Source organism: Mongoliibacter ruber, from assembly GCF_003003005.1.
GTDB classification, from domain to species: Bacteria; Bacteroidota; Bacteroidia; order Cytophagales; family Cyclobacteriaceae; genus Mongoliibacter; species Mongoliibacter ruber.
On record NZ_PVTR01000002.1, the window covers coordinates 209,346 to 234,836 of the forward strand.

Annotated in this window: 23 protein-coding genes; 17 read left to right on the forward strand and 6 right to left on the reverse strand. The window is 39.5% G+C overall.

Going from position 1 to position 25,491, the window contains the following annotated elements:
• Positions 1–91 precede the first annotated feature (91 nt).
• The 5 genes from CLW00_RS04215 to CLW00_RS04240 all read left to right on the forward strand — a co-directional run bounded on the left by CLW00_RS04215 (position 92) and on the right by CLW00_RS04240 (position 6,785).
• Positions 92–1,222, forward strand: coding sequence for a hypothetical protein (locus CLW00_RS04215; protein ID WP_106132408.1), 1,131 nt, complete (start codon positions 92–94; stop codon positions 1,220–1,222).
• Positions 1,223–1,295: 73 nt separating this feature from the next.
• Positions 1,296–1,739, forward strand: coding sequence for a nucleoside deaminase (locus CLW00_RS04220; RefSeq protein WP_106132671.1), 444 nt, complete (start codon positions 1,296–1,298; stop codon positions 1,737–1,739).
• Between the two features lie 104 nt (positions 1,740–1,843).
• Positions 1,844–2,449, forward strand: coding sequence for a superoxide dismutase (locus tag CLW00_RS04225; RefSeq protein WP_106132672.1), 606 nt, complete (start codon positions 1,844–1,846; stop codon positions 2,447–2,449).
• Between the two features lie 236 nt (positions 2,450–2,685).
• Complete coding sequence (locus CLW00_RS04230; protein ID WP_106132673.1) at positions 2,686–5,118, forward strand: TonB-dependent receptor; 2,433 nt, start codon at positions 2,686–2,688, stop codon at positions 5,116–5,118.
• Positions 5,119–5,462: 344 nt separating this feature from the next.
• Entirely contained in the window at positions 5,463–6,785 is a 1,323-nt protein-coding gene (locus CLW00_RS04240) for a serine hydrolase domain-containing protein (RefSeq protein WP_106132410.1), read from the forward strand.
• A gap of 59 nt (positions 6,786–6,844) precedes the next feature.
• Here the strand turns inward: CLW00_RS04240 and CLW00_RS04245 are convergent, their stop codons facing one another.
• Entirely contained in the window at positions 6,845–8,548 is a 1,704-nt protein-coding gene (locus CLW00_RS04245) for a capsule assembly Wzi family protein (protein ID WP_106132674.1), read from the reverse strand.
• On the reverse strand, positions 8,545–9,210 hold the full coding sequence (locus CLW00_RS04250; protein WP_106132411.1) for a hypothetical protein: 666 nt from the start codon (positions 9,208–9,210) through the stop codon (positions 8,545–8,547). Before CLW00_RS04250 ends, CLW00_RS04245 begins: the two co-directional genes overlap by 4 nt.
• A 175-nt stretch (positions 9,211–9,385) precedes the next feature.
• Here CLW00_RS04250 and wecB point away from each other — a divergent pair, with 175 nt between their 5' ends.
• The 6 genes from wecB (at position 9,386) to CLW00_RS04280 (ending at position 15,623) form a co-directional block, all read left to right on the forward strand.
• A complete protein-coding gene (wecB, locus tag CLW00_RS04255; RefSeq protein ID WP_106132412.1) occupies positions 9,386–10,483 on the forward strand; it encodes a non-hydrolyzing UDP-N-acetylglucosamine 2-epimerase in 1,098 nt (365 codons plus the stop codon).
• Complete coding sequence (locus CLW00_RS04260) at positions 10,480–10,956, forward strand: cupin domain-containing protein (protein WP_106132413.1); 477 nt, start codon at positions 10,480–10,482, stop codon at positions 10,954–10,956. The genes wecB and CLW00_RS04260 overlap by 4 nt, the downstream gene beginning before the upstream one ends.
• Before the next feature lie 2 nt (positions 10,957–10,958).
• On the forward strand, positions 10,959–11,651 hold the full coding sequence (locus tag CLW00_RS04265) for a response regulator transcription factor (protein WP_211300145.1): 693 nt from the start codon (positions 10,959–10,961) through the stop codon (positions 11,649–11,651).
• Complete coding sequence (locus CLW00_RS04270) at positions 11,648–13,024, forward strand: sensor histidine kinase (RefSeq protein ID WP_106132415.1); 1,377 nt, start codon at positions 11,648–11,650, stop codon at positions 13,022–13,024. The genes CLW00_RS04265 and CLW00_RS04270 overlap by 4 nt, the downstream gene beginning before the upstream one ends.
• A gap of 105 nt (positions 13,025–13,129) precedes the next feature.
• Positions 13,130–14,635: an Omp85 family outer membrane protein gene (gene omp85, locus CLW00_RS04275; protein ID WP_170073166.1), complete on the forward strand. Its 1,506-nt coding sequence runs from the start codon at positions 13,130–13,132 to the stop codon at positions 14,633–14,635.
• Between the two features lie 73 nt (positions 14,636–14,708).
• Positions 14,709–15,623, forward strand: coding sequence for a hypothetical protein (locus tag CLW00_RS04280; RefSeq protein WP_211300146.1), 915 nt, complete (start codon positions 14,709–14,711; stop codon positions 15,621–15,623).
• On the opposite strand, the gene CLW00_RS04285 is transcribed toward CLW00_RS04280, so the two are convergent.
• Positions 15,616–16,305, reverse strand: a complete 690-nt coding sequence (locus CLW00_RS04285; RefSeq protein WP_106132416.1) for a carbonic anhydrase — start codon at positions 16,303–16,305, stop codon at positions 15,616–15,618. The two genes, CLW00_RS04280 and CLW00_RS04285, sit on opposite strands and share 8 nt — an antisense overlap.
• Positions 16,306–16,399: 94 nt before the next feature.
• Positions 16,400–16,837, reverse strand: coding sequence for a DinB family protein (locus CLW00_RS04290; protein ID WP_106132417.1), 438 nt, complete (start codon positions 16,835–16,837; stop codon positions 16,400–16,402).
• 483 nt (positions 16,838–17,320) lie between these two features.
• Here CLW00_RS04290 and CLW00_RS04295 point away from each other — a divergent pair, with 483 nt between their 5' ends.
• The 4 genes from CLW00_RS04295 (at position 17,321) to CLW00_RS04310 (ending at position 20,007) form a co-directional block, all read left to right on the forward strand.
• A complete protein-coding gene (locus CLW00_RS04295) occupies positions 17,321–17,653 on the forward strand; it encodes an ArsR/SmtB family transcription factor (RefSeq protein ID WP_106132418.1) in 333 nt (110 codons plus the stop codon).
• Positions 17,654–17,662: 9 nt separating this feature from the next.
• The gene (locus CLW00_RS04300) at positions 17,663–18,286 is read left to right on the forward strand and encodes an arsenate-mycothiol transferase ArsC (RefSeq protein ID WP_106132419.1); all 624 of its coding nucleotides are present in this window, start codon (positions 17,663–17,665) and stop codon (positions 18,284–18,286) included.
• Positions 18,286–19,317 (forward strand): ACR3 family arsenite efflux transporter, encoded by a 1,032-nt coding sequence (gene arsB, locus CLW00_RS04305; protein ID WP_106132420.1) that lies wholly within the window; start codon positions 18,286–18,288, stop codon positions 19,315–19,317. Before CLW00_RS04300 ends, arsB begins: the two co-directional genes overlap by 1 nt.
• Positions 19,318–19,467: 150 nt before the next feature.
• Positions 19,468–20,007, forward strand: coding sequence for a DUF6428 family protein (locus tag CLW00_RS04310; RefSeq protein ID WP_106132421.1), 540 nt, complete (start codon positions 19,468–19,470; stop codon positions 20,005–20,007).
• Between the two features lie 136 nt (positions 20,008–20,143).
• Here CLW00_RS04310 and CLW00_RS04315 read toward each other — a convergent pair whose 3' ends face one another.
• Together CLW00_RS04315 and purU are read right to left on the reverse strand one after the other, a co-directional pair.
• Positions 20,144–20,746 (reverse strand): hypothetical protein, encoded by a 603-nt coding sequence (locus CLW00_RS04315; protein WP_106132676.1) that lies wholly within the window; start codon positions 20,744–20,746, stop codon positions 20,144–20,146.
• A gap of 304 nt (positions 20,747–21,050) precedes the next feature.
• The gene (purU, locus tag CLW00_RS04320) at positions 21,051–21,905 is read right to left on the reverse strand and encodes a formyltetrahydrofolate deformylase (RefSeq protein ID WP_106132422.1); all 855 of its coding nucleotides are present in this window, start codon (positions 21,903–21,905) and stop codon (positions 21,051–21,053) included.
• A 202-nt stretch (positions 21,906–22,107) separates the two neighbouring features.
• Between purU and CLW00_RS04325 the strand changes: the two genes are divergently transcribed.
• Entirely contained in the window at positions 22,108–22,695 is a 588-nt protein-coding gene (locus tag CLW00_RS04325; protein WP_146131364.1) for a hypothetical protein, read from the forward strand.
• 59 nt (positions 22,696–22,754) lie between these two features.
• Entirely contained in the window at positions 22,755–25,460 is a 2,706-nt protein-coding gene (locus CLW00_RS04330) for a TonB-dependent receptor (protein ID WP_245917163.1), read from the forward strand.
• Positions 25,461–25,491 lie beyond the last annotated feature (31 nt).

Consider the following 25,491-nt stretch of genomic DNA (forward strand, 5'->3'; position numbering starts at 1 on the left):
GAAGAAAAGTCTATTAACAATTTCTTAACATAGAAGCCAAATAATCTTCTTTAAATTTGCACCGGATTAATTATCCGACACCTCATACCTTATGGCCAAACTTAAAGACCAGAATATTAATCAGGATGCTTTGTCAAAAGTAGCCTACTCACTTTTTGATTTTACCAAAAAAGAAAAGTCATTTCTTGTAGTTATCTGCATTCTGATATCCATTGCAGGAGTGATTACAGAATACACCTACTTATCCATGTGGTTTGGTTTTGGTCTTGCCGCCTATTCAGCAATTGCAAATGACAGTATACAGACGATAGGTACTTTTATAGCTTCCAATCACAGTAGAAAATGGTATTGGCTTTGGCTTTTTATGGGTCTGATTTTCGTTGGAACAGTCACTTACAGCTGGTTTACATACAATGGAGACGTCAGCTATCAAAGGCTACAGGTACCTGGTTTGGATAAGGCTCCCGAAAGCTTTGTTTTCCTTCAACTCGCGGCACCAATAGTCCTTTTGGTCATGACAAGGTTGAGAATGCCTGTGTCTACCACCTTTCTATTGCTTAATGTCTTTACCTATAAGGCGGGCACAATTGTAGATGTGGTAACCAAGAGTTTGTTTGGTTACGTACTGGCATTTTTCATTGCTATTGTAGTCTGGTTTGCCGTAGAGAGACTTGTCAAAAATTTCCTAAAAGGAACGGCCCACCCAGCTTGGTACATTGCCCAATGGATTACATCCGGTACCTTATGGTCCGTTTGGATCATGCAGGATGCAGCTAACATTGCCGTTTTCTTGCCTAGGCAATTGGATATTTGGGAGTTTGTTGGCTATGCCGGGTTCGTTTTCTTTGGTCTTGGTTTCCTTTTTTATCTCAAAGGCGATAGGATTCAAGGTATTGTCAATGAGAAAACCAAAGTAACTGATGTTAGAGCCGCTACTTTAGTTGATTTTGTTTACGCGATTATTTTGTTCTATTTCAAAATGCTCAATAACATCCCAATGAGTACTACTTGGGTATTTATTGGACTTTTGGGAGGCAGGGAGTTGGCAATTGCTTTAGCAAAATCAAAAAAACTCTCTAAAAGAAAAGCCAGAATATATAGGGCCTATACATTGGCAAGAAAGGATATTGTCAAAGCTGGAATCGGTTTGTTGGTTTCATTGATATTGGCCCTGATCATCAATGAGGGAATCCGAGAAGAGATATGGGCAATGTTCAAATAACGATCCTCATTTAAATTTATGTGGAGCAGGTTTTTTTGAAAAGCCTGCTCCATTTTTTTCAGTAATTTGCATCATGGAAATATACACAGATGCATATTTTATGAATGAAGCCTTCAAACAGGCAAAAATAGCCTTTGAAGAAAATGAAATTCCAGTGGGCGCAGTTATCGTGTGCCGGAACAAAATCATAGCAAGAGCATACAATCAGACAGAAAAGCTTACTGACGTGACAGCCCATGCTGAAATGCTGGCCATTACTTCCGCAGCAAATGCTCTTGGCTCAAAATATCTTACAGAATGTAAATTGTATGTCACCTTGGAGCCCTGTATCATGTGTGCCGGAGCTTGTTTTTGGTCCCAACTTGGTGAGATACATTATGCTGCAGCTGATCCTAAAAGGGGTTTTTCAAATAATCCGGAAAAACTTCTGCATCCAAAAACAAAAGTTTCTTCGGGATTAATGGCTGAAGAATCGAAAAATTTGCTGGATTCCTTTTTTAAAAAGCTCAGAAATTAAATCCTTTTTGCATATCGTAGAACCATTTGAAAATAGAATTGGTTGAATAAACGTAAATTGATACGAGAATTATTTAAATGTTTCATCATAAAACCCTTTTAAAAATGGCTTTTGAACTACCAAAATTACCTTATGACTTTAATGCGCTAGAGCCGCATATCGATGCAAAAACTATGGAAATTCACCATGGTAAGCACCACAATGGCTATGTAACCAACCTCAACAATGCAGTGGAAGGAACAGACATGGCTGGTAAGAGTATTGAAGATTTGATGAAAGTGGCTGGTTCTAACAATGCTGTAAGAAATAACGGCGGCGGACACTACAACCACAGTCTTTTTTGGGCTATTCTATCCCCTAACGGTGGTGGCAATCCGTCAGGCGAATTGGCTTCTGCAATTGATGCAAAGTTTGGTTCGTTGGATGCTTTTAAAGAGGAATTCGCCAAAGCTGCAGCAACTAGATTCGGATCAGGTTGGGCTTGGCTTTGTGTAGATGAGAAAAAAGAACTTTGCGTTTGCTCTTCTCCAAATCAAGATAACCCTTTGATGGATGTAGCTGAATGTCCAGGTACTCCAATTTTAGGTTTGGACGTATGGGAACATGCTTATTATTTAAACTACCAAAACAGAAGACCAGATTATGTTTCTGCATTCTGGAATGTGGTTAATTGGGACGAAGTCAGCAAAAGATATGCTGCAGCCAAATAATCTTATTTGGATATAAAAACATAGACCCCGGTTTTGCCGGGGTTTTTTGTTTTTACCCAAACAATCTATAGAATATGTATTCTTAGCGAACGGTAAAAGTGTTCGTTACCGATACACCTCCTAAATACTGTTTTTTTATATAGTTCTCTTTTTCAGTTGTTTAGCATGTTTTTTCTTCGATGGCACTAATTTTTCAAATGAGTTGGCACAATGACATGAATACTAAACCAACTATCATGAAAACTTCAACCCAGATTTTTGCAGCCTTGTTCTTTTTCTTTTTAGGAATGAGCAATTTAGCCGCTAAGGATATCAGCATTATTACCGGTCAGGTGACGGATGAGAAAGGAGAAGCACTTCCTTTTGCCAATGTTGCCATATTTGAAGCCGGCACGGAAAAACTTCTGACAGGTACTGTTTCGGATGAAAATGGGAAATTTTCCATAGAAACCTCTCGTACAGGTCAGGTGCAATTGGTGATTTCATCAATAGGCTTTGAGACTTTTAGATCCGATGCATTTGAAATCCAATCAGGCACAAACAGAGATTTTGGTCAGCTAAAAGTAACAGAAGAAGCAAGCAACCTATCTGAAGTTACAGTAAGGGCTACAAGACCAGAAATCATTATTGAAGCGGATAAAACTACCGTGAACGTAGAAGGCACTGTGATGGCAGAAGGCAATACTGCTCTTGATGTAATCGCTCGCTCACCTGGCATATTCGTAGATCAGGACAATAATATTGTGCTAAACGGCAGATCAGGCGTAACTGTCATGATCAATGACCGTCAAACTTACATGAGCGCCAGTGACCTCGCCAATTTCTTAAGGTCTATGCCAGCTGAGAATATCAAGAGTATTGAAATCATCAATAGCCCCACATCACGCTTTGACGCTGAAGGTGCTGCTGGAATCGTGAACATCAAGCTGAAGAAAAACAATATCGACGGGGTATTTGGAAATGTATCAGCCGGTGGAATGTATAATGGAATGTACAGCCCAAACACGGGGTTGAGCCTCAATATCAAAAAAGGCAAATGGACCAACACAGCAAGCTTCAACTACAATCAGTTCAATTTTCAAAATGAACTCAATATCAACCGTGAATTCCAACTAGATGAAGGTATCTCCAGATTTGAGCAAGAGAGTCCCATTACTACGCACAATGAGAGTATGTTTTTGCAAGCTGGTTCAGATTACGAAATCAATGACAAGCACAGTGTAGGCATGAGTCTTCAGGCTTCCAAATACAATGGCAAGGATATCGGTAACTCGCTGACAAGAATAACCAACCCTGGCACTGAAGACCTTTTATTTATCAAATCAGACAATGAGAGCTTTACTCATAACAATAGGCTATTCGGTAACTTCCACTACGTTGGGCTTTTGGATACACTAGGCACAAGATTATCTGCCGATATAGATTTCACCAAAATGGTACAGGACAGCGAAGCATTGTTGACCAACTCCAATTGGGTGAATGACAATCAGGACCAGTCTAACCTGGACTTTATCAAAACCATGAATGACATGGACTACAGGATTTTCACCGCAAAGGTCGACTTTGTAAAACCTTTCGGCAAAGGCAGAGTGCTGGAGACAGGTTTAAAAGGAAGCTGGGTGACTTCTGACAACAATCTGGATTTGAGTAGGGCCGTCGAGGAAGGACCATTTATCAATGATCCAAACAGCAATAAGTTTATTTACGAAGAGAATGTCTTGGCTGCGTATGCTTCTTACAAAAGCAGCTTTTCCGAAAAAGTGAGTTTCCAAGCTGGATTGAGGGGAGAATATTCTGATATCACCGGTACTTCGGTGACACTTGATCAGGTCAACAAACAAAATTACTTTGACTTATTCCCAAGTTTATTCTTATCTCATAAGGTGAGTAAGGATTACCAAATCAACTACAATGCGAATAGAAGGATCAGCAGACCAAACTATAGGCTTTTGAATCCATTCGTATTCTATATCGATCCATTGACAACGGAGCAAGGAAATCCTCACCTGCGACCACAATACGCGCACAATTTCGAGATGAACCATGTATTGAAAGGTGCCTACCAATTTACCTTGGGATACGCATTGACCAACGATGTTTTCCAACAGATTTTCACCCAGGATGAAGAAACAAGAATGACTACCACCTTTACGGACAACCTGGACAGGTCACAAAACTGGAACTTCAGGGCAATGATTCCCGTGGAGATCCGTCCTTGGTGGAATACCAGCAACATGCTACAAGTAACCCATTCACAATGGAAGTCTATGATCGGAGATGCTTTACTTGACGTGGCCCAGACCAACCTGACTTTGCGCACCCAGCATACATTCAACTTACCTCACGGATTCCGTGCAGAATTGATGGGCATGTATGTAGGTCCCGCTCAATATGGCCAAGCAACTATCAAAGGTTTCGGATGGGTGGACTTAGGAATTACCAAGCCATTGATGAAGGAAAAATTAACCTTGACAGTAAATGGCACTGACCTTTTCAGAAGTCAGATTATCAATGCAGACGTGCAATTTGATAAAATCAATACCCAATTCAGACAGTACAGAAATACGCAGGGCGTAAGGATAACACTTCGGTATAAATTTGCTCAAGGAGAAAGCTTTAGGGTTGCCAATAGAAGTGGAAGTACTGAAGAAAGAAGTAGACTGGACTAAAACTTAAAACACCATCAACGGTGTCAAAGGATTATTTACAAGTCACTTTATTTACCACAAAAGGAAACAAAAGTCACGAAGGTTTATGGATAACAGACATCCTCCAGAATAAAAATACCAATCCAAAATCTGTTAAAAATTCGCCTTCTCTTTTGTTTCTTTTTGTCACTTTTGTGCTTCGTGAAAAATCTGTAAGTGAGATTGGCACAGCCCAATACTTAACAGATCAGTATAAAAAGGTTTTATAACCTGAGGGTTAAATAAAAATGGAGTATATGACTGCAGAAACTAGAGGTTTTTTAATAATTTGTAATAGTTTTAATCTTTTTCAATAACCATCAACCATGAAAAATCTCATCACATTTGTTATTTGCTTTGCTATTTGCTTATCTACCTTGATGGCTCAATCCATCGATACTCAAAAACTTGATGCATACTTCGATTTGCTGGAGCAAAATGAAAAGCTTTCAGGTACTGTTGCCATCTCCGAAAAGGGAAAAGTAATCTATACCAGAGGCTTTGGGTATGCAGACAAGCAAAGTAAAAGAAAACCAGATGAAAACACGAAATTCAGAATTGGCTCAATCTCCAAAATGTTTACTTCAGTCTTGGTTTTTCAGGCTATTGAAGAAAACAAACTAAGCCTAAATACAAAACTTGACCAGTTTTTCCCCGAAGTTCCAAATGCTTCTTCTATATCCATTGATGACCTTTTGAGTCATAGAAGCGGTATTTTTAACCTAACCAATAGTCCAGAATACCTTACTTATCATACACAGGCCAAAACAAGAGAAGAGCTTTTGAAGACCATAGCAGATTACGAGTCCATCTTCGAGCCAGGAACAAAAGCTGACTACAGCAATTCCAATTATTTGCTCTTGAGCTGGATATTAGAAGATGTATTTGAAAAACCATATACCGAAATGGTGGATATATACATTGCCAAACCTCTAGGTCTCAAAAACACCAAAGTAGGGACAAAAATTTTGGGCGATCAAAATGAAGCTTTTTCTTATAATTTGATTGGAAATTGGGAGCTATCGCAAGAAACCGATATGTCTATTCCCTTGGGTGCGGGTGCTATTGTTTCGACCCCTACTGATTTATTGAAATTTTTACAAAGTCTTTTTGAACAACAATTGATTTCTGGTGAGAGTTTGGAGACCATGACAGATATCAGAGATGGTTTTGGCAGAGGCGCTTTAGTGATTCCATTCAAAGACAAAAAATCCTTTGGTCACACGGGAGGAATTGATGAATTTAGGTCCATGGCCAGTTACTTTCTAGAAGAGGATTTTGGATTCGCTATGATTGCTAATGCACAGGATTATAACCCCAATGACGTAGCTTTATTTGTATTGAACAGCTATTTTGGAAATGATCCTGAATTACCCTCCTTTGAAGAAGTGAGTGTATCAGAAGAAGAATTGGACCAATTTATAGGAGAGTATGGGGCTGAAGGGTTCCCTTTAACCATTTCGGTCAAAAGAGAAGGCAAAAGACTAATCGGGCAAGCGACCGGTCAGGGAGCATTTCCAATGCGATATGATGGGGAAAATACATTTTCCTTTGCGCAAGCTGGCTTGGTAATGGAGTTTTTCCCTGAAGATGATCTGATGGTCATGAAACAATCCGGAATGGAGTTCAAATTGACCAGAAATAAATAATATATTCTTCAGTTTTCAGGTAAAAAAGCCGAATCAAGCAAGGTTTGATTCGGCCTTCTTTATTTTAAAATATAGCTCACGCCTAAGGTAGCGACGAAATTTTTCCTGTCAAGCCCAGGCACAAAGTATTGATCGGGTTGGTTTTCTAAAAACCACATATAGTTTAGCGTATTGACATACTGGAAATTACCGTGAACCAAAAGGTTCCCAAACCTCCAATCAGCCACCAAGGAAGGCACCAAGTCTACATACTTGTTTCTCCAATCTTTGGATGCTTCGTATCTGAAATAATAAAAGTCATTGTTGTATACTATCCTTTCAAAGTGGAAGGCAATCCTGTTGAAATCTTTTACCCAACCGATTTCTATCCAGTTCACATTTGCAGCCGGACCATATCCCACACCCAGAACTTGGCCATTGTGGGTATAGCCATGTCTGACATGGTCGTGGATATACCAAGTATCAAGGTTGCGGATGGACTCACGTATGGTTTGTCCTGTTTGCGTCATTTCAGCACTGATTTGTAAGAAAGAGCCTTCTTTCCTCAATGGCATCAGGTTGGAAAATCCAAGTGTAAACCCTCTATTTCTTTCAGGAGTGATCAAAAATTCACTCATTCTTCTGCTATTGCCATTGGTGCCATATTCTCCATAAAATTCGAAATGACCTTCCTGACTGATCCATCTAAAAAAGCCTGAACTGAATTGTTGACGCTTGTCTCTGATTGGGTTTTCCACACTTGAGAAACCTTTTTGACCATTGAAAAACGGCACATAGTCGCCTAACCTGTCCATGTCCTGCCTGTACAAATGATTGGTTGCTGAGTAGCCCAAAAATAAACCAGGTACCCACTTGGGTTGGTAACTCAAAATGATGCCTGAAAGATATCGCCCGTCCACACTCCGCTTTGGGATATGAACTGGATTGTTCTGAATGGTGTAGTCGGCGTGAGGAGGGAGAAATCTGGAACCATTCAAAAAGCCCGCTATCATTTGTCCTTCAAAATGTCCTACAGGAGTTTCTATAGGTTTTCTGGTGTTGGCTGTAAAATGCATAAACCCTTGCGCATTATTACTCAGAATCAGAGAATTTCTGCGGGAGGGACCCCACCAAAGGTTTTCAGTAGATACACCCACAGAGAAACCCTCCAAGTTGTACCTGATGCTCGATTGTCCTGGTAAAAATCTTACATAACGACTGGTTCCAAACCTTTCAGGTGTATCAATCCTATTCATGTATTCATAGTAAAAAAGAATAGTAGACTGATGTTCTATCGGAAATCCGGAGAAATCCCGGTTGGCGGCGATAAGAAGTTCAGGTTGAAACTGTATGCTAAGGCCACCTTGTTCCAAGTAAATCCCACCTGATAAAACATGTTGAAATCCCCTATTGGGAATCATAGCCCCATTATTCAAGCCAAAAGGATATTCCGAATTGAATTGAGTCCTATAGGTGAAAGGCATAGCCATAAGCGTTCCTTCATCATCTTGACCGTATTTTCTATGAAATGTAGAGGTATCAAAATCAGTAAAGGTACTGTCTAAATCAATCCCATTGTACCTTTGAAAAGCATCCATAGGATATAGTGGCCTTATGGCAAAAGAAGAACTCCCATCCAACTTTCCGAGAAGCTGCATCCTGCGCATATATTCCTCCAGTACAGGTGTATTTAAAGGCACCGTTTGACCAAATGCGCATACCGGACCAATAAGCAAAAAACTGAAAACAGCGATCTTTTTTAAAATAGAATCTAAGCTCCTCATATGACCACCATTGTTGTGATTTTTATTTCTCCTATAGACCAACTCTCATCGCACAAAGGATCCGGCGAGTTGGTTTGTACCAATTCATCTCCGAGCGTTACTTTCACAGAAGACGCAGAATGCTTAATCAGCTTTGTAACCCTATATTTGGTTGTATATCTCTGAAAAGCCCCAAAAAGGCATAGCCCAGGAATGTTTGTTTCTATTGCCCCTGACTTAGGATCGTTCTGACGAAAGTAATTATTAGGGTAGGATTGCTTGAGACAAAAAAGTGACTCACATGGGGAGTTTGAAAAGGTTGTCCTAACAATATCTTGTCCATCTACTTTCATATACCATATATCAGGACCGCTGACTCCATCGTCAGGATTTCCATCCCAAGAATCGTGGATCCATAGTTCAACCTCCACTTTTATGACATTATGTCCTGGAAGATCATTTAAAGTAACAGAAACTTCTTCATTGTGATAATATCCCAATAGCGTATCCTGCCTGAAAATAAAAAGTCTCCCGTTTTCAAAATTAGCCAGATTCAAAGTGGTAAAATCATTCGAATAAACAATCTCTTCACTTTCCAATGTATCTTCACAGGAAACTAAAACTAGGATCAGGAATAAAATGATTGTAATAAGGGGTAAACTACCTGATTTATGAAGGTGCATAATGTACAATTACTTTACTCAAAGTTTCAACTTATTAACAAAACTTTGATTACAACAAATAAACGAAAAAACAACCAAATTTAGCCTATAATCCAAGGCAATACTCACACCTATTGATTTGGCCTGCTTTGATTATTGGTTAACTTGCATCTTGGAAATATTAATCTTTTAGATCATGATCAAACTAACTTTAGTAGCGGGAGCAAGACCAAATTTTATGAAAATTGCCCCGATTATCCACGCGATAATAAAATCCAAATCCGAGGGAAATGCAATTGATTACAGACTTATCCACACTGGACAGCATTATGACAAGAAGATGTCGGGTGATTTTTTTGAACAACTGAATATTCCTGAGCCTCATGCCAATCTAGGCGGTGGCGGAGGCACGCAAGCCGAACAGACTGCCGCTATCATGATTGCTTTTGAAAAAGAGTTGATGGAAAATAGGCCTGATCTTGTGATTGTGGTAGGTGATGTGACTTCCACTTTGGCTTGTTCTATTGCTGCCAAAAAACTGGTGATTGACGTCGCCCATGTGGAAGGTGGCATCAGGTCAGGAGACCTCAGCATGCCGGAAGAAATCAACAGAATGGTGACTGACAGTATCACAGATCATTTTTTCACTACCTCTGAAATCGCCAACACTAACCTGAGGAACCTGGGGTTTTCAGAAGACAAAATCCACTTTGTAGGCAACACCATGATTGATACACTGATGGCCAATATGCCTAAATTCAAGAAGCCGGAAGGAGAAATTTTCGAGAAAATCCAGCCAAAGGAATACTTTGTGATGACCATGCATCGACCAGCAAATGTCGATCAAGAAGAAAAACTGAAAGAAATGATTCAAGCGATCATCACAGGCACACAAGGACTTCCAGTGATTTTTCCGGTACATCCACGTACTGCCAAAAACCTGCAAAACATGGGAATCAATCATGAATCTTTACATATGACCGAGCCATTAAGTTACCTGGAGTTCAATTACCTGGTCAAAAATGCAAAAGGTGTCATCACAGATTCAGGAGGGATCACGGAGGAAGCTTCAGTCATGAATGTGCCCTGTATCACACTTAGAGACAATACTGAAAGAGCTGAAACAATTGAATTGGGCACAAACGAATTAATTGGTACTGACCCGATAAAACTTGCTCCTTATTTAGACAAATTGATGAAGGGAGAATGGAAAAGTTATAAAGGTATTCCGCTTTGGGATGGAAAGACTTCTGAACGTATTGTAGAAAAAATCTTAGACATCTATACAAAATGAAACGAGTAGCCCAACTTGTAAAAGACCTTAACCTACAACCTCATCCAGAGGGTGGCTATTATGCAGAGACTTACAGGTCTGAATGGCAATTATCCACAGACCATGGTCCAAGGAGCCTGATGACCTGTATCTATTTTCTTCTGACATCAGAGAATTCCTCCAAGTTTCATCAGATCAAAAGTGATGAAATGTGGTTTTATCATGAAGGAAGTCCTCTGACTGTACATGTCTTGAGCGAAGATGGCTACAGCAAGCTACTTGTAGGCCCTTCTGATAAAGTTGGCCATCTTCCATACCAAATGGTCAGCAGTGGGGTAGTGTTTGGTTCGACCGTAGATGAAAAAGACAGTTACAGTTTGGTCTCCTGTGTAGTTGCCCCAGGTTTTGACTTCAAAGATTTCAAACTATTTGAAACTGAGGAATTGCTTCAGCTTTGGCCTGAACATGAGGAAATCATTAAAAAGTTGACATAAATATGTACAAGGCCTCCATTTTGTTGATAGAAGATGATGATAGGCTCTCGTGGGTAATCAAGAAAGGTTTGGAAGAAAAAGGCTATGAAGTAGTTCAGTCCTTTGATGGAACCATGGGTTTAAGACTTTTTGAAGGTGGAGGTTTCGATTTGATTATCACCGATTTGATCCTACCCAAAATCAATGGTCTGGACTTATGTAAAAAAATCAGGGAAAAGGATAAGTCAATTCCAATCATCATGTTGACAGCCTTGGGCACTACAGATGATAAGGTGGAAGGCTTTGATGCCGGTGCTGATGATTACCTGGTAAAACCTTTTGACTTTAGGGAATTGTGGGTTAGGATTAAAACGCTACTCAAAAGAGCTGGCATGAGTAGAGAAAAATTACCTGATCCACACATCAGGTATGCTGATCTTGAAATCAATACCGATCTAAAAAAAGCATTCCGATCAGGACGTGAGCTCAAACTCACACCAAAAGAATATAATCTCCTAAGCTATTTATTACGAAATCCCGAAAGAGTCCTGAGCCGTGAAGAAATTTCAAGGGACGTCTGGGGGGTGAGTTTTGATACAGGTACTAATTTTATTGATGTTTATATCAATTACCTTAGGAAAAAAGTAGACAAACCCTTTGCTACCAAATTGATTCATACCCGCTCGGGTATGGGTTTTATACTCCAACAATCATGAGTATTCAACAGCGAATATCTATCCTATTTACGGCTATTACTGCCGGTATTTTATTGGTATTTATGTTGATCGTTTACTTTTCAGCCAATCAGAATAGAAAAAGTGAGTTTTATGAGATTCTTCAAAAAGAAGCTCTTACAAAAGTAAACCTATTGCTTGATGTTAAATTAAACGCAAATACTTTGCAAACAATTTATCGTAAGAATAGGGAAGTATTATATGAAGTAGAAGTAGCTATTTATAACCAAAACCAACAATTGCTTTATCATGATGCTGTGGACATAGATGTAGTAAAAGAAACTCCTCAACTGTTTGCAGACATTCAGGACAGGAAAGTGGTAAGGTTTTCACAGGACAGTTGGCAAGTTATTGGTCAATTGATAGAATTGGAGGGCGAACACTATTTTGTCACCGCTGCTGCCTTTGATGCATATGGTTACCGTAATCTTGAAAACCTTCGCAATACCATGTTAGTTGCATTTTTCTTAGGCTTGGCAATCATCTATTTCATTGGCAGGTATTTTTCCATAAAAACCATGGCGCCCATTACAGGAATGATCTCGGAGGCCCAAAAAATTTCTGCGTCGAATTTGGATTTAAGACTTCAAGTTGCCAATAATAATGATGAGTTAGGTGACTTGGCGGATAACTTTAACCAAATGCTGGAGCGTTTAGAAAAGTCGTTTGATTCTCAAAAGCAATTTGTTTCCTACGTGTCTCATGAATTGAGAACCCCCCTTTCGGTCATCATCGCAGAGCTAGAGTTGAGTCAAAGCAAAAAAAGGAGTAAGGAAGAATATAAAGACACAGTTGAATTGACTTTGGCAGAATCCAAAAAGTTAGCTAAACTCTCCAGTACCCTTTTGGACTTTGCAAAGGCCAGCTATGATCGCTCAGAGGTGAATTTCCGGGAGGTTAGGATTGATGAACTCCTTTTGGATGCAAGTCAGGAACTTCAACAAACAAACCGTGAATATAGAATTGATTTGGATTTTGAAGGAGATTTTGATGAAGAAGATATTACTGTTTTGGGGAACAGCTACCTGTTGATCATTGCATTTAAGAATCTGATGGATAATTCCTGCAAATATTCAGAAAATCAGTCCTGCAAATGTCGGATTTCTATTGCCGAAAATATGGTCCAAGTGGCCTTCAAAGATGATGGCGTAGGGATTCCTGAAGATGAATTGGAAGAAATCTTCAACCCATTTTTTAGAGGAAGAAACAAGTCTGTCTCCAAGGGGACCGGAATAGGATTGGCCTTGGTCGAAAGAATAATGACCCTGCATAACTCCAAAATTTTAGTGAAATCTACACTTGGAAAAGGGTCTATTTTTACACTTTACATACCTAATTTGGGTGTCTCTCTCTAATAAAATTCTAATTTTTTTCTAATTACCCTCCAATCAGATGAGGTACGGTGTTGACTTAATTTTGTAAAAAATTACCAACTACATATTTACCGGGATCACAAGGCTATGAAAAATCTAGCAATACTATTGACTTTTCTAATTCACTTTTCTGTTTTCGCACAAGAAGCGATAATAGGAGTCAGAGACCCTGAAGCACACAAAAATACCGACCGCTTAGCCATCCTGGACACCATCAGCCTGCCTTTTGAATTGTCTGATGACAAAAAGCTTTCCGCAGAGGATATTCTCAATAAAAAGGAAGGATTTTTTGTTACCGGACTCCCAAGGTTTGAGTTTGATCCTATCCGTGGATTTGGTGTTGGAGGGAACATATTTTTCTTTCAGAATAAAACCAAAGAAGATCCCTTCTTTTATTATACACCTTACAGGTACAGTATCAACACTGAGTTATTTGTTTTTGAAAATGGAAGAATCAAAGCAGCTGTCAATCTGGATGTGCCTTATATCTTCAACTCCAAGTGGAGATTAAGAGCAGATGCAGTGGTATGGGAAGATCCGAATGCCCAATATTGGGGGATAGGAAGAGAATCTCTTGAAAGGCTCAGTTTTCAGGATAAGTCGACCGGAGCTGAAGGCGGAGTACGTCAGTTCAACAGGGTAAATGACTACGAGGAAAACCTGAAGATTGCTATTCCTGGGAATGGTGGTAGGCTGCAGACCGATACCCACTACAATCAGTTTATCCAAAGGGAGTTGCTTTTTAATGCCCTGGGCGAGAGGGTAGAAATGGGGGGGAAACTCAGACTGATGTTTGGCTATGAAGCTTTATTTACTGCATTTGAAGATTACACTGGACAGGTTGCAGAAGAGGCATTCCTTGCAGATGGTACTGCAGTAGAGGCAATACAAAGACCTACTCTGGTAAATAAGCAAATCCAGGAAGGTACCTGGGATAGGTATAATTTATCGGGCTTTTCAGATGGATTTAAGTTTACATCTATGTTTGCGGCTGCTTTGATTTATGATACTCGGGATTTGGAGCCAGATCCATCCAAAGGTATATTTTTGCAATATTCCCATGAATACTCTGCCCCATGGTTGGGTTCTGATTTCAACTTCAACAAGTTTATGGTACAAGGACAGTTTATCCACACCTTCCACAGGTGGAAAAACAACCGGAACAGGCTGACATTTGCGGGCTTGGCAGCACTTGGGCATATCTTCGGGCCAAATATCAACTTTATAGAAATGTGGGATTTGTCTTCTCAGGCAGAAGCCGGAGGTATTTTGGTCCTTGGTGGTGGCCGGTCTTTGAGAGGATACCGGGAGGCAAGATTTTTGGCCCCTACTGTGGGTTTGGTCAATCTTGAAATGAGGGCCAGATTGCATGACTTCAACGCCTTCAACCAACATTTTGCACTAGGGATAACACCATTTTACGACTTTGGTACTGTTTGGGAAGGATTGAAAGATATACAGCTCAATAATTTCAGAGGAGCCCCGGGAATTGGCGGAAGAATCGCTTGGAACCAGTCCACCATCTTGAGATTGGATTATGCCCAGAGTTTTGAAGGGGGTCAGTTCTTCTTTGGATTTGGACATATTTTCTAAATATCCATTGTAGATTTAATTTTGAACCAAAATTGGAAACAGCTACTTTTAAAATCTAAGTAGCTGTTTTTTTATGTTAAAATTCTTTGTTCGGTTTGCAATACTATGCTTGGTTATTAATTTTTCCTGTGTAGGGAAAAAGATTATACCTGCACCCATGGCCTTTCAGGGAGAATGTTTGCAAGGACTGGATTTTGATAACAGAGCTGATGATTTTTTGATAGACTCACTTCAAATCAGTTCTGGTTTGAAAGAAAGGTTTGATGATAAGACACTTGATATGGCCATTGCTCTTAATGTGATCGGAGATTTGGAAAAGTACGCCGACGGAAATTTGGATAGGCTTGAAAAACTGGAACTCAAAACGAATATATATGGCAAAATTGCCAAAATGGAACTTGAGCTTCATTCCCTGATGTCTGCTATTGATTGTGAAGAAGAAAAAGGAGAACAGATTGCTTCATTTTTGGAAAAAGAATTACGGAAAAAGGAAAGAAACCTGACGGTAGCTGCCATCATTACCGGTGCAGTAGTAAGTGTTGGGACGGGAATTCTTCTTGCAACAAGCAGTCTGCAGGGTGACAATTTGGAATACATAGCGATAGCAGGAGGACTTACTGAAGTGTTTTTGGGTATTTCCATTCTTAGGCTTGACAAACAGATTACCATCAACCACCGCCGGAACGTACTGCGGGATGTTTATGAATCTAGCGACAGACCTGACTATTTCCCGCCATCTACTTGGTACTATTTTAACTCTGGGAATAATAACAAAGAAGGTATATCGCTCAAAGAACAATTGATTTCCCGCTGGGAAACCTATAACATGTCTGATGCAAGTTTGGCTGTTTTGCTTTCTGATGGGGGTAACTATTCTTCTGAAATGCTCAAAGGAAGATCAGACATGCTGGATCAGTTGGAATCTCAGCTCGGACTGATCAATAAGGACCTACTTTATTTTTTGAATCAGATAGAGCAGGTCAATTAGGATCCTCTACCAATCGGACCTTTCCAGTCTCCACATCATATATTGCTCCAATTACTTTCAGCTTTTTTGAAGCGATCAATTCATTTACAGAAGGAACCTTTAATTTGAGTTCATGAATTCCATGTAGCACGTTTGCCTCAATGGCCCGTTCATAGAAATCGGGAGCATCCCTTGGAATGGCTTTCTCCTCTTCCTCGGCATCAATGAAATCAATGATTTTTTGGATGTACTCAGAGTAATGGTGTGAGTGGTCATGGTCATGGTCTACATAGGCTCCTATAGCTCCACATTTGGTGTGGCCAAGGATGATTACCAAAGGAACTTCCAAGTGTTCGATAGCATACTCCAAACTGCCTATCTCATAATCTCCCACGATATTTCCTGCATTTCGAATGACAAAGAGATCGCCCAAGCCTTGATCAAAAACCAATTCTGGAGGAACCCTTGAATCCGAACAGCTCACTATAGCTGCTACAGGATGCTGCCCTACAGACAAATCTCTAAGTCTGTCAAGCGTCTGATCTGGGTGGAGCGGATGATCTCCAGAAAACCTTTCATTACCTTTAAGAAGCGCCTCGAGAAGATTTTCTTTGGGAATCTCTTCAAGGTGCTGATCTATAGGTGTGGGCTTACAAGCGATTGACAATACAGATAATATAATAATGTACAAATACCGGTGCATAACCTTTGCTTAGAAAGTCCAAATTTCAATAAGTCAAAGTGTTAATCACGTGATAAAAATCACTCAAAGGATTAATCAAAATAATACATCTTGATTATACCCCATACTTCAGCACTATAGCCAACTGACCTGCATGATAGGCAGTATGTGTGGTAATCCTGCCTAATGATTCTGCCTTGGTTTTCTTTCCAAATTCCTTGGTTTCAATGACCGCATCCCAATCCTCTTGACTTTCGATAGCTTTTTCCAATTGAATTCCTGCTTCCTCAATGATGGATTTTAATGACTCCAAATCTGTCCATTCCCCTGTATCCTTACCCGCCTTGAGCGTTTGGGCATCTACTTTAGCACCCATGTTTCCAAAGACATTTTTGGCAAAGAGCAGTTCTACTTCAGCGATATGCCTGATCAGAAATCCGGCGGAGTTCGGACTCTCCCCAAGCTTCTTTGTAAGATCTTCAGTTTTTATAGATGCCAATTGATTGGTCAATCTTGTGCGGCCTTCTTTCCAGAGTTCGATTAGTGTTTTCATACTTTTTTTTTGACAAGGTAATAAATTGAGTTCTTCAGACCACTGATGATTATCATGAAATCGAGCCTGCTTGTAGCAGACAAGCCTGCCTGAAGAAGACAGGCCTGCCTGTAGCAAACAGGCCTGCCTGAAGCAGGCAGGCAGGCATGACGAGAACGTCGCACACTGGGATGATTATCTATACTGCGAGATGCCATAGCCTGTCCCGACTAATCGGGGTGACCGTTAAAAAAATTATAAACACATGAAAAATAAGAACTGAAATATTTTTATCGTAATATTGCAATGTAATATTCAATACAAATATGATTGAGATAATAATAAGATAAATAAGACGATGCAAAGGTGATTCTTCTAAATCATTTCTTTTGAAAAATGAATTACGGTTTCCTAGTGAAAGACCTTACATACCAACTTGTATTTAATCTCTTGATTCTTATCTCTTGTCTTATTTCTAATCTCTAATCTCTAACTATCTCTAAAATGGGTGTAACCAAATCCGACTTATTTACCGAAACACAGAATGAGCTGGCAAACTATGCCAAAGTATTGGCCCACCCTGCCAGGATTGCAATTATACAATTTCTGCTTAAAACCAATACCTGCTGCAATTCCACACTTGTGGAAGATCTGGGTTTGGCTCAGGCCACCATCAGTCAACACTTGAAAGAACTCAAAAATGTAGGGATCATTCAAGGAACTGTAGAAGGCGTGTCTGTCAACTACTGCATCAATCCCGAAAAATGGCATTACATCAAAAAAATGCTATCTGATCTCTTTGATGGCTATGACCCTACTTACTGCTCAAACTGTTAACATTTGAAAATGAAAACTCTTGTATTTACTCAAATCGAAGACACCATCAAAACACTTGATGTAGCATCTATTTCACCTCAAAGAAAGGATGTTTTACAGCCTTTGATAAACTTTATCCAAGAAAAAGTGGATAAAAAAGAAGCTGTTCTTTTGAATTTCATCTGCACCCACAACTCCCGTAGGAGCCATTTGTCTCAAATATGGGCACAGGTAATGGGTGCATATTTCGATATTCAAAAGGTCTTCACATACTCTGGAGGTACTGAAGCTACTGCAATGTTTCCCAAAGTAGGAGAAACACTCAGCGCTCAAGGCTTGGAAATCATACCACTATCGGATGGGAACAACCCTGTCTATGCAGTCAAATATGCAGAAAACGCTCATCCAATTGTCGCTTTTTCGAAAACCTATGACCATGCCTTCAATCCTACTTCAAATTTTGCTGCCGTCATGACTTGCTCCCAAGCGGATGCTGGTTGTCCTTTTATTGCAGGTACTGAGAAGCGAATACCAATAACTTATGATGATCCAAAGGCATTTGATGGAACCCCGCAACAAGCCGAAAAATACAAAGAACGAAGCTTACACATTGCCACAGAACTATTTTATGTATTTTCTAAAATCAGTAAATAATGACAGCAAAAAATAAACAGCTCCCCATTTTTGAGCGGTACCTAAGTCTTTGGGTAGCACTTTGTATTGCAGCTGGAATTGGTATTGGTCAATTGGCAGGTGACAGCATGCAATTTCTCGCTGATGCAGAAATCTATAATGTGAATATTCCAATTGCAATTTTGATTTGGTTGATGATATACCCTATGATGCTTCAGATTGACTTCAGCAGTATCAAAGATGTTGGAAGAGCTCCAAAAGGTTTAATCCTGACTGTTACAGTCAACTGGCTGATCAAGCCTTTTACCATGGCATTTTTTGCCTGGATCTTTTTTGAGCACCTCTATTCTGCATGGATAGAACCTGATCAGGCTGGTGAATACATTGCCGGGGCTATTTTGCTTGGCGTAGCACCATGTACCGCGATGGTTTTTGTATGGTCTTATCTTACCGATGGTGACCCTAATTACACCCTGGTACAAGTTTCGATCAATGACCTTATCATTCTTGTAGCCTTTGTACCATTGGTAGGTTTCCTTCTCGGCATTACAGATGTTGAAATCCCATACAATACCTTGGTAGCTTCAGTATTGATTTTTGTGGTCATTCCATTGGTCGCAGGTGTCATTACCAACAAACTTATGATTAAAAAACATGGAGAAGAGTGGTTTAAATCTGTTTTCCTTCCACGCTTGAAGCCTGTTAGTATTTTGGCTTTGTTGGTAACTTTAATCCTGCTATTTGCTTTTCAAGGAACAAACATCTTGGATAATCCGCTGATTATCCTGTTGATTGCAGTGCCTTTGATAATCCAATCTTATTTCATTTTCTTCCTGACATGGTTTGCTGGACAAAAACTCAAATTATCCCATGCTGTCTGCGCTCCCGCTTCAATGATTGGAACGAGTAATTTCTTTGAATTGGCTGTTGCAGTTGCAATCGCATTGTTTGGACTTCAAAGCCCTGCAGCTCTTGTAACTGTTGTAGGGGTATTGGTGGAAGTTCCGGTGATGCTTAGCTTAGTAGCATTGGCAAATAGATGGAGGTATTAATCTTAAAAGTATATTCGGAATCATAGCAATATTGTAATATAGACCGATTCTATACACCAATTTGATACTAATTGAAACTGAATATTTATTGATATAAAATCGCGCCTGGCCGGTAGGCAGGTGTGACAACCAAAAAACAATTATAAACACATGAAAACAAATCAATTCACCAAAACCCTTCAAGAAAATCCCAATAAGGCACTTTTCTTCGAATACCAAAGCGGCCAATATGTGCGTACTGACTACCACATCACCGAGATCAAAAATGTCAACTTTGATACTGTAGATTGTGGTGGTATCCGTAATCAATGGTCAGAGGTTCATATACAACTTTGGGAAAATGAAATTCCTGAGCCAAACCATGCCGTGGACTCCAGCAAAGCCCTGAAAATCTTTGATGTGGTCAACCAGGTGAGGGAAACCTATCCCGATGCTGAGATTAAGTTTGAATATGGTAATGCAACTTTCCCAACGGCAGTACTTCCTGTTCACAATATCAAGGATACAGGCAATGCCCTAATTGTACAACTCATAGCTGATCAAACTACTTGTAAAGCTAAAGACAGGGCAACTACTCCAGAAGAAAAAGCAGCGGCTTGTTGTGGACCAGCTCAAGAAGCCAAACCTAAACTTGTCATGGCATCCATCCAAGATACCGGCAGTTGCGCCCCAGGATCAGGATGTTGCTAATGAACATAGGTCTAATTCAGAAACTTTTCCAAAGTTCAAAACTTTGGAAAAGTTTTTTCAATAAAAAATAACCGTCTTGTTTTAAAAAACAACACTTTTTACTCCAAATGATATTTGATTGTCTATTCAATAAATTTTATTTCTTCCCAATATTGAATCGCACTTTATAAGTAGCGTTGAGGTACCATGGAAAATAATATTCCGCGCCATAAGCTGAAATACCGACTGCATTTCTGATGTTGGGATTTCTTGTCTTCCACTCTCCTTCAAGTTCTAAAAAAAGGCCAATTCTTTGGAATTTATTGGTAAAAATAAAAGGAGTATTTTCTGGTCCAGAAAAATTGACCACTTCAATTGTGTTTCCGCCTAATTGAAGGGAAGGACCAGCTGCAAAAGCCAATATAAATCCAGAATCCCGTTGAAGGATATCGTATTTAAGTGTTGGCGTAATGAAAATACCAGAGGATTGGTCTAAACTTTTTTGTCCGGGGGAAACCCCTCTATTTTCCAAGTTTCCGAGAGATTGATAAAATAAAACAGCAGCATTGAGGGATGTTCTTCTACCTAATTTATAATTAAGCTCATTGTTCATATTAAGGCCCCACAGCAGGTTGTTCCCGTCAATAGAGGCACCCCCGCCAACTGTATATTGAACTTTTGGCTTTTCATCCTGAGCAAAGGAAACAGCTGGCACAAAGGCCATGAAGAAAAGGAGACGAAATAGTAGGTTTGTTTTCATGCCAAATAATTTCATTGATGTGAAATTCAAATATCAATGAAATTTTTTCTTTAAAAAATTATTTTTAATTATTCTTCATTCAAAAAAATGTTAAATTTTACGAGTTAAAATAATGATTTGAGCTTGGTTATGTTCCCTTTCGAAAGCTGAAATTGAGCGTAATTGTACGTTTATAAGGTTTAAATTCACCAAGCCATGAGATTGGAGCATACCGATAATCCACTCATTGACTTGAATAATTTACTTAAATTCAACTTAAGCTCGATTTCCCTTACCTACATACAAATTGGAACCTAAATACTTTTCAATAAAAAATAACCGTCTTGTTCCTATAAGCCAGTACTTTCCGCTCCAAGTGATATTTGATTGCTTTTGAAAGCACCACTTTTTCCACATCTTGACCAATCTGCACCAAATCAGACGGAGAGTTGTGGTGACGCACACGGGCTATTTCTTGCTCAATAATAGGACCTGCATCAAGTTCCTCGGTCACATAATGAGCAGTGGCCCCAATGATTTTTACGCCCCTTTCATATGCTGCATGATATGGTTTGGCTCCTACAAAGGCCGGTAAAAATGAATGGTGAATGTTGATGATCTGATTTGGGAAGGACTTGATAAAATCCCCGCTCAAGATCTGCATGTACCTGGCAAGCACCACAAAATCCACCTGATGCTGTTTCAATAACTCAATTTGTTGTTTTTCCACCTCAGCCTTATTGGACTTATCCACAGGAAGGTAATAAAATGGAATTCTAAAGGCAGTAACTACTTTTTTCAGTTCCAAATGATTGGAAATAACCAGAGGGATTTCTACATCAAACTGTCCTGAATAATACCGACTCAAAATATCAAATAGACAATGGGAAAGTTTAGACACAAAAATGGCCATCCTAGGTTTGGAGGTGTTGAAATATAACTCAAATTTCATCTCAAACTCATCAGCCACCTCTTGCTGAAAGATTTCTGCAATTTTGTCCTTTTCCAAATCAAAACTCTCGAGTTCCCAAGCGGCTCGCATAAAAAACATCCCGATTTCCCCATCCACATGTTGGTCAATTTCGAGGATATTGCCTTTGTAGGAATACAAAAAATCAGATACTTTGGCAACTATACCTTTTTGATCTGGGCATTGAATAATGATCGTTGCAGTTTTCATTAAGAAAATTATTTAAAATGTTATATTACTTGTATAGTTGGAATTTAATAGAGATTATTACATAGTAACTAGTATATTAATTCGAATGTCCAGATTTCATTTCTCAATTATAATTTTTTTTTGCATCTCGAATGTAATATTTGGACAAAATAATGACTTACAGAAGGATTATAAAGAAATAAAATTTGGAAAATATCCCGGATTGCAAACAGGAGCTGTATATCCTTCCAAAGACCCTTTGCTGAGAGATGAACCAACACTTGCTGAAAAGCAGTTCCAGGAGTCTAAATTGGAATACGAAGATTTTCATTTTGATAGACAGCTAATCAAGTATGATATTTTTATGGATGAGCTCGTCATCTCCTCTCAACAATTTCAAAATGAAATAATCCTGAATGCAGACCTTGTCTCATATGCAGAGTTTACAGACGGGACTATCATTGTCAAAAGACACTTAAATCCCAGTTACAAACATCATAGAAATGGATTCTACAGGCTAGTGTGGTCTGGTGAGTATGAATTGTTATCCAAACACAGAAAGGAACTTCAAAGATTCTCCTCCCCGTCAGAGTATTACAAATTTTTCTCCACGCATACCGATTATTTTGTTCTGAAAAATGAAGAATGGATTCCAGTGGAGAGCCCTAACCAATTGATCAAGGTATTGGATGTGGACAAAAAAGAGTTCAAAAAACATGTCAGAGGGTTAAATCTAAAATTCAAAAGGAATAAAGACGAATTCCTAATTGAGCTATTGAAATTCAGTACCAATACCCGAAAAGCTCAATGAAGAATATATTAAAAATATCATTTGTTTTATTCTTGTGGTTGATGTGTCAATATTCCATTATGGCCCAATCCGAAAATAGAGAACTCATTAGCGGGCTGTTTTTGGGAATTTCTTTTGAAAGATTTGTTGCCCAAGTAGAATCTAACACTTCATATAGATTCTACTATAAAAGCCAAGATATCCTTGAGCTAAGGGTGAATATGAGCGCGGAAAACAACTCCCTTTCCGATATCCTCAGCACATTGTTTTCAAATACCGAATTAAAATTTTTTATTGATGACAATCAAAATGTATACATCACAAAAGGGGTTTTGGTAAACAATACCGTACATCAAGGATTCAAAATACCTTCCGAAAACCAAAATATTCCTTTGGAAGGTCAAGCCGAAATAGCTCAACAAACTGAAAGCACTACATTAGACCGAAACACCTTATGGGAAATAGGCTCTACTGAAACACACGACGGAAGTGGTTATGCCACCCTCAGTGGTGTAATTCAGGCCAAGTCAACTAGAGAACCAATAAGTGGAGCATTGGTGACAGGTCCACAAATTTCTGACAGGATAGTATCGGACCAAAATGGCAAATTTAGTGTCCGATTACCACTTGGTAGACAATCTTTGGTCGTGCAGGGTTTTGGTTTGGGCCAAGAAAGAAGGAGCATAAATGTCATGGGTGATGGTGGATTGAACATCACCATGGAGGAAGATTTTATCAGCTTGGGGGAAGTAACCGTCAGCTCCAACAGACCTATTAATGTGGAAAAAGTCCAAATGGGTGTAGAAACCATGGACATCAGCACTATGAAAAAAATGCCTTTGCTGTTGGGAGAAGTGGATGTGATCAGGTCAATACTTACCTTGCCGGGAGTAAATACAGTAGGTGAAGCCAGCGTAGGATTCAATGTGCGAGGCGGTGCTGCTGACCAAAACCTGATTTTGTACAACGAGGCTACAATTTTTAACCCCAGTCACTTATTTGGATTTTTCTCAGCATTTAACCCAGATATGGTAAATGGGGTCGACCTTTACAAAACAGGAATCCCCATCCAATATGGGGGCAGGTTATCCTCAGTCCTGGATGTAGAGGGGAAATACGGAAACGCGGAATCCATCCAAGGTGGTGGAGGAATAGGTCTCCTGGCCAGCAGGCTAAACCTTGAAGGGCCAATCGGTAAAAACACCACCTTCAATATAGGTGGTCGTACAACCTATTCCAATTGGCTGCTATCATTACTCGACGAAACTACAGGGTTTAACAATGGCCGAGCCTCCTTTTATGATATAAACCTCAATCTCTCACATCAAATTGACGGGAGAAACAAGCTTTTATTTACAGGATATTTGAGTGGTGATAGTTTCAGGTTTGAAAGAGATACTACATTTTCTTATTCCAACAGGAATCTGAATCTTAGCTGGATAAGGGAGCAATCCGATGAGTTATCCTTTAAGACCACAATTGGCTATGATGGCTATGAATTCAATATCATCAGTGATTTAAATCCTTCAAACTCATTTGACTTTGGTTTTGATATCAACCAATTCCATTTCAAGAGTTTGGCCAATTATACTGCAATACCAAATCACAAGCTGAACTTTGGGGTTTCCTCCATACTGTTTAGTCTTAATCCAGGAACTATTTCGCCTAAAGGCACTGGCTCACTGATCCTTGACCAACGTGTTGATACTGAAAGGGCTCTTGAGTCGGCCATATTTATCAATGATGAGTGGGAGTTAAGCGATAGATTCAGTTTGAGTTTGGGCGCAAGGCTGATGTTCTATCAATTTTTGGGACCCACCGATGTTGATATCTATCAAGAAGGAACCATAAGGACAGCAGAAACTGTAGTTGAAACAATCAGTTATTCCTCAAATGAAATTGTCCAGCCCTATTTTGGCCCTGAATTCAGGATATTTGGGAGGTACTTGTTGAATGAGAACAGCTCAATCAAAGCAGGGTTTTCGAGTTCAAGGCAACATCTCCACATGGTTACCAATACTTCTGCTATCGCACCAACTGATACTTGGAAACTCAGTGACAGATACGTGAGGCCTCAGATCGGGAATCAGGTGTCAGCAGGATATTTCACTTTTATCCCATCCAGGTTTTTGGAAGCTTCTTTTGAGGTGTTTTACCGTACAATGGACAACCTGCTTGATTACCGTAGTGGTGCTACCCTCATTCTCAACAACGCAATAGAAAGGGATATTTTACGCACAGAAGGACAAGCATATGGCATAGAAGTATTGCTCAAAAAAAATGTGGGCAGATTGAACGGCTGGCTGAGTTATACTTATTCCAGGTCACTTCTCAGGACATCACCCGATGAGCTGGGGCAAAAAATCAATATGGGGAGATTTTATCCAAGCAATTTTGATCAGCCACATGATGTGTTTCTTGTATTGAACTATGAGATCACAAAAAGGGTAATGCCTGCCATCACTGCAAATTACAGTACTGGCAGACCAATAACTTTACCGATCGCCAAGTATGATTATCTGGGAGTGGAAAGGGTATTTTATTCAGACCGGAATGACTTCAGGATACCTGATTTCTTCAGGATTGATGCCTCTGTCAATTTTGAAGGAAACCATAAAATCGAAAAATTGGCACATACCTCCTGGTCTTTGGGCGTGTACAATTTGCTGGGAAGGTCTAATCCGTATTCGGCATATTTCACTCCAATCAATGGCACATTGCAAGGATTCCAACTGTCCATATTTGCAAGGCCGATCCCGTTTATTACTTATAATTTTAGATTTTAATATGGATAGAAAGGGTATATTAAAGATTTGC

What these genes read in the sequence shown, in the direction of transcription:
- CLW00_RS04295 (WP_106132418.1), top strand. Translation starts at nt 17,321, where the DNA reads ATGGGTGTAACCAAATCCGACTTATTTACCGAAACACAGAATGAGCTG.
- CLW00_RS04220 (WP_106132671.1), top strand. Translation starts at nt 1,296, where the DNA reads ATGGAAATATACACAGATGCATATTTTATGAATGAAGCCTTCAAACAG.
- CLW00_RS04215 (WP_106132408.1), top strand. Translation starts at nt 92, where the DNA reads ATGGCCAAACTTAAAGACCAGAATATTAATCAGGATGCTTTGTCAAAA.
- CLW00_RS04290 (WP_106132417.1), bottom strand. Translation starts at nt 16,837, where the DNA reads ATGAAAACACTAATCGAACTCTGGAAAGAAGGCCGCACAAGATTGACC.
- CLW00_RS04225 (WP_106132672.1), top strand. Translation starts at nt 1,844, where the DNA reads ATGGCTTTTGAACTACCAAAATTACCTTATGACTTTAATGCGCTAGAG.
- CLW00_RS04315 (WP_106132676.1), bottom strand. Translation starts at nt 20,746, where the DNA reads ATGAAAACAAACCTACTATTTCGTCTCCTTTTCTTCATGGCCTTTGTG.
- CLW00_RS04330 (WP_245917163.1), top strand. Translation starts at nt 22,755, where the DNA reads ATGGCCCAATCCGAAAATAGAGAACTCATTAGCGGGCTGTTTTTGGGA.
- CLW00_RS04265 (WP_211300145.1), top strand. Translation starts at nt 10,959, where the DNA reads ATGTACAAGGCCTCCATTTTGTTGATAGAAGATGATGATAGGCTCTCG.
- CLW00_RS04270 (WP_106132415.1), top strand. Translation starts at nt 11,648, where the DNA reads ATGAGTATTCAACAGCGAATATCTATCCTATTTACGGCTATTACTGCC.
- CLW00_RS04240 (WP_106132410.1), top strand. Translation starts at nt 5,463, where the DNA reads ATGAAAAATCTCATCACATTTGTTATTTGCTTTGCTATTTGCTTATCT.
- arsB (WP_106132420.1), top strand. Translation starts at nt 18,286, where the DNA reads ATGACAGCAAAAAATAAACAGCTCCCCATTTTTGAGCGGTACCTAAGT.
- CLW00_RS04245 (WP_106132674.1), bottom strand. Translation starts at nt 8,548, where the DNA reads ATGAGGAGCTTAGATTCTATTTTAAAAAAGATCGCTGTTTTCAGTTTT.
- CLW00_RS04310 (WP_106132421.1), top strand. Translation starts at nt 19,468, where the DNA reads ATGAAAACAAATCAATTCACCAAAACCCTTCAAGAAAATCCCAATAAG.
- CLW00_RS04250 (WP_106132411.1), bottom strand. Translation starts at nt 9,210, where the DNA reads ATGCACCTTCATAAATCAGGTAGTTTACCCCTTATTACAATCATTTTA.
- CLW00_RS04285 (WP_106132416.1), bottom strand. Translation starts at nt 16,305, where the DNA reads ATGCACCGGTATTTGTACATTATTATATTATCTGTATTGTCAATCGCT.
- omp85 (WP_170073166.1), top strand. Translation starts at nt 13,130, where the DNA reads ATGAAAAATCTAGCAATACTATTGACTTTTCTAATTCACTTTTCTGTT.
- CLW00_RS04260 (WP_106132413.1), top strand. Translation starts at nt 10,480, where the DNA reads ATGAAACGAGTAGCCCAACTTGTAAAAGACCTTAACCTACAACCTCAT.
- wecB (WP_106132412.1), top strand. Translation starts at nt 9,386, where the DNA reads ATGATCAAACTAACTTTAGTAGCGGGAGCAAGACCAAATTTTATGAAA.
- purU (WP_106132422.1), bottom strand. Translation starts at nt 21,905, where the DNA reads ATGAAAACTGCAACGATCATTATTCAATGCCCAGATCAAAAAGGTATA.
- CLW00_RS04300 (WP_106132419.1), top strand. Translation starts at nt 17,663, where the DNA reads ATGAAAACTCTTGTATTTACTCAAATCGAAGACACCATCAAAACACTT.
- CLW00_RS04280 (WP_211300146.1), top strand. Translation starts at nt 14,709, where the DNA reads ATGTTAAAATTCTTTGTTCGGTTTGCAATACTATGCTTGGTTATTAAT.
- CLW00_RS04230 (WP_106132673.1), top strand. Translation starts at nt 2,686, where the DNA reads ATGAAAACTTCAACCCAGATTTTTGCAGCCTTGTTCTTTTTCTTTTTA.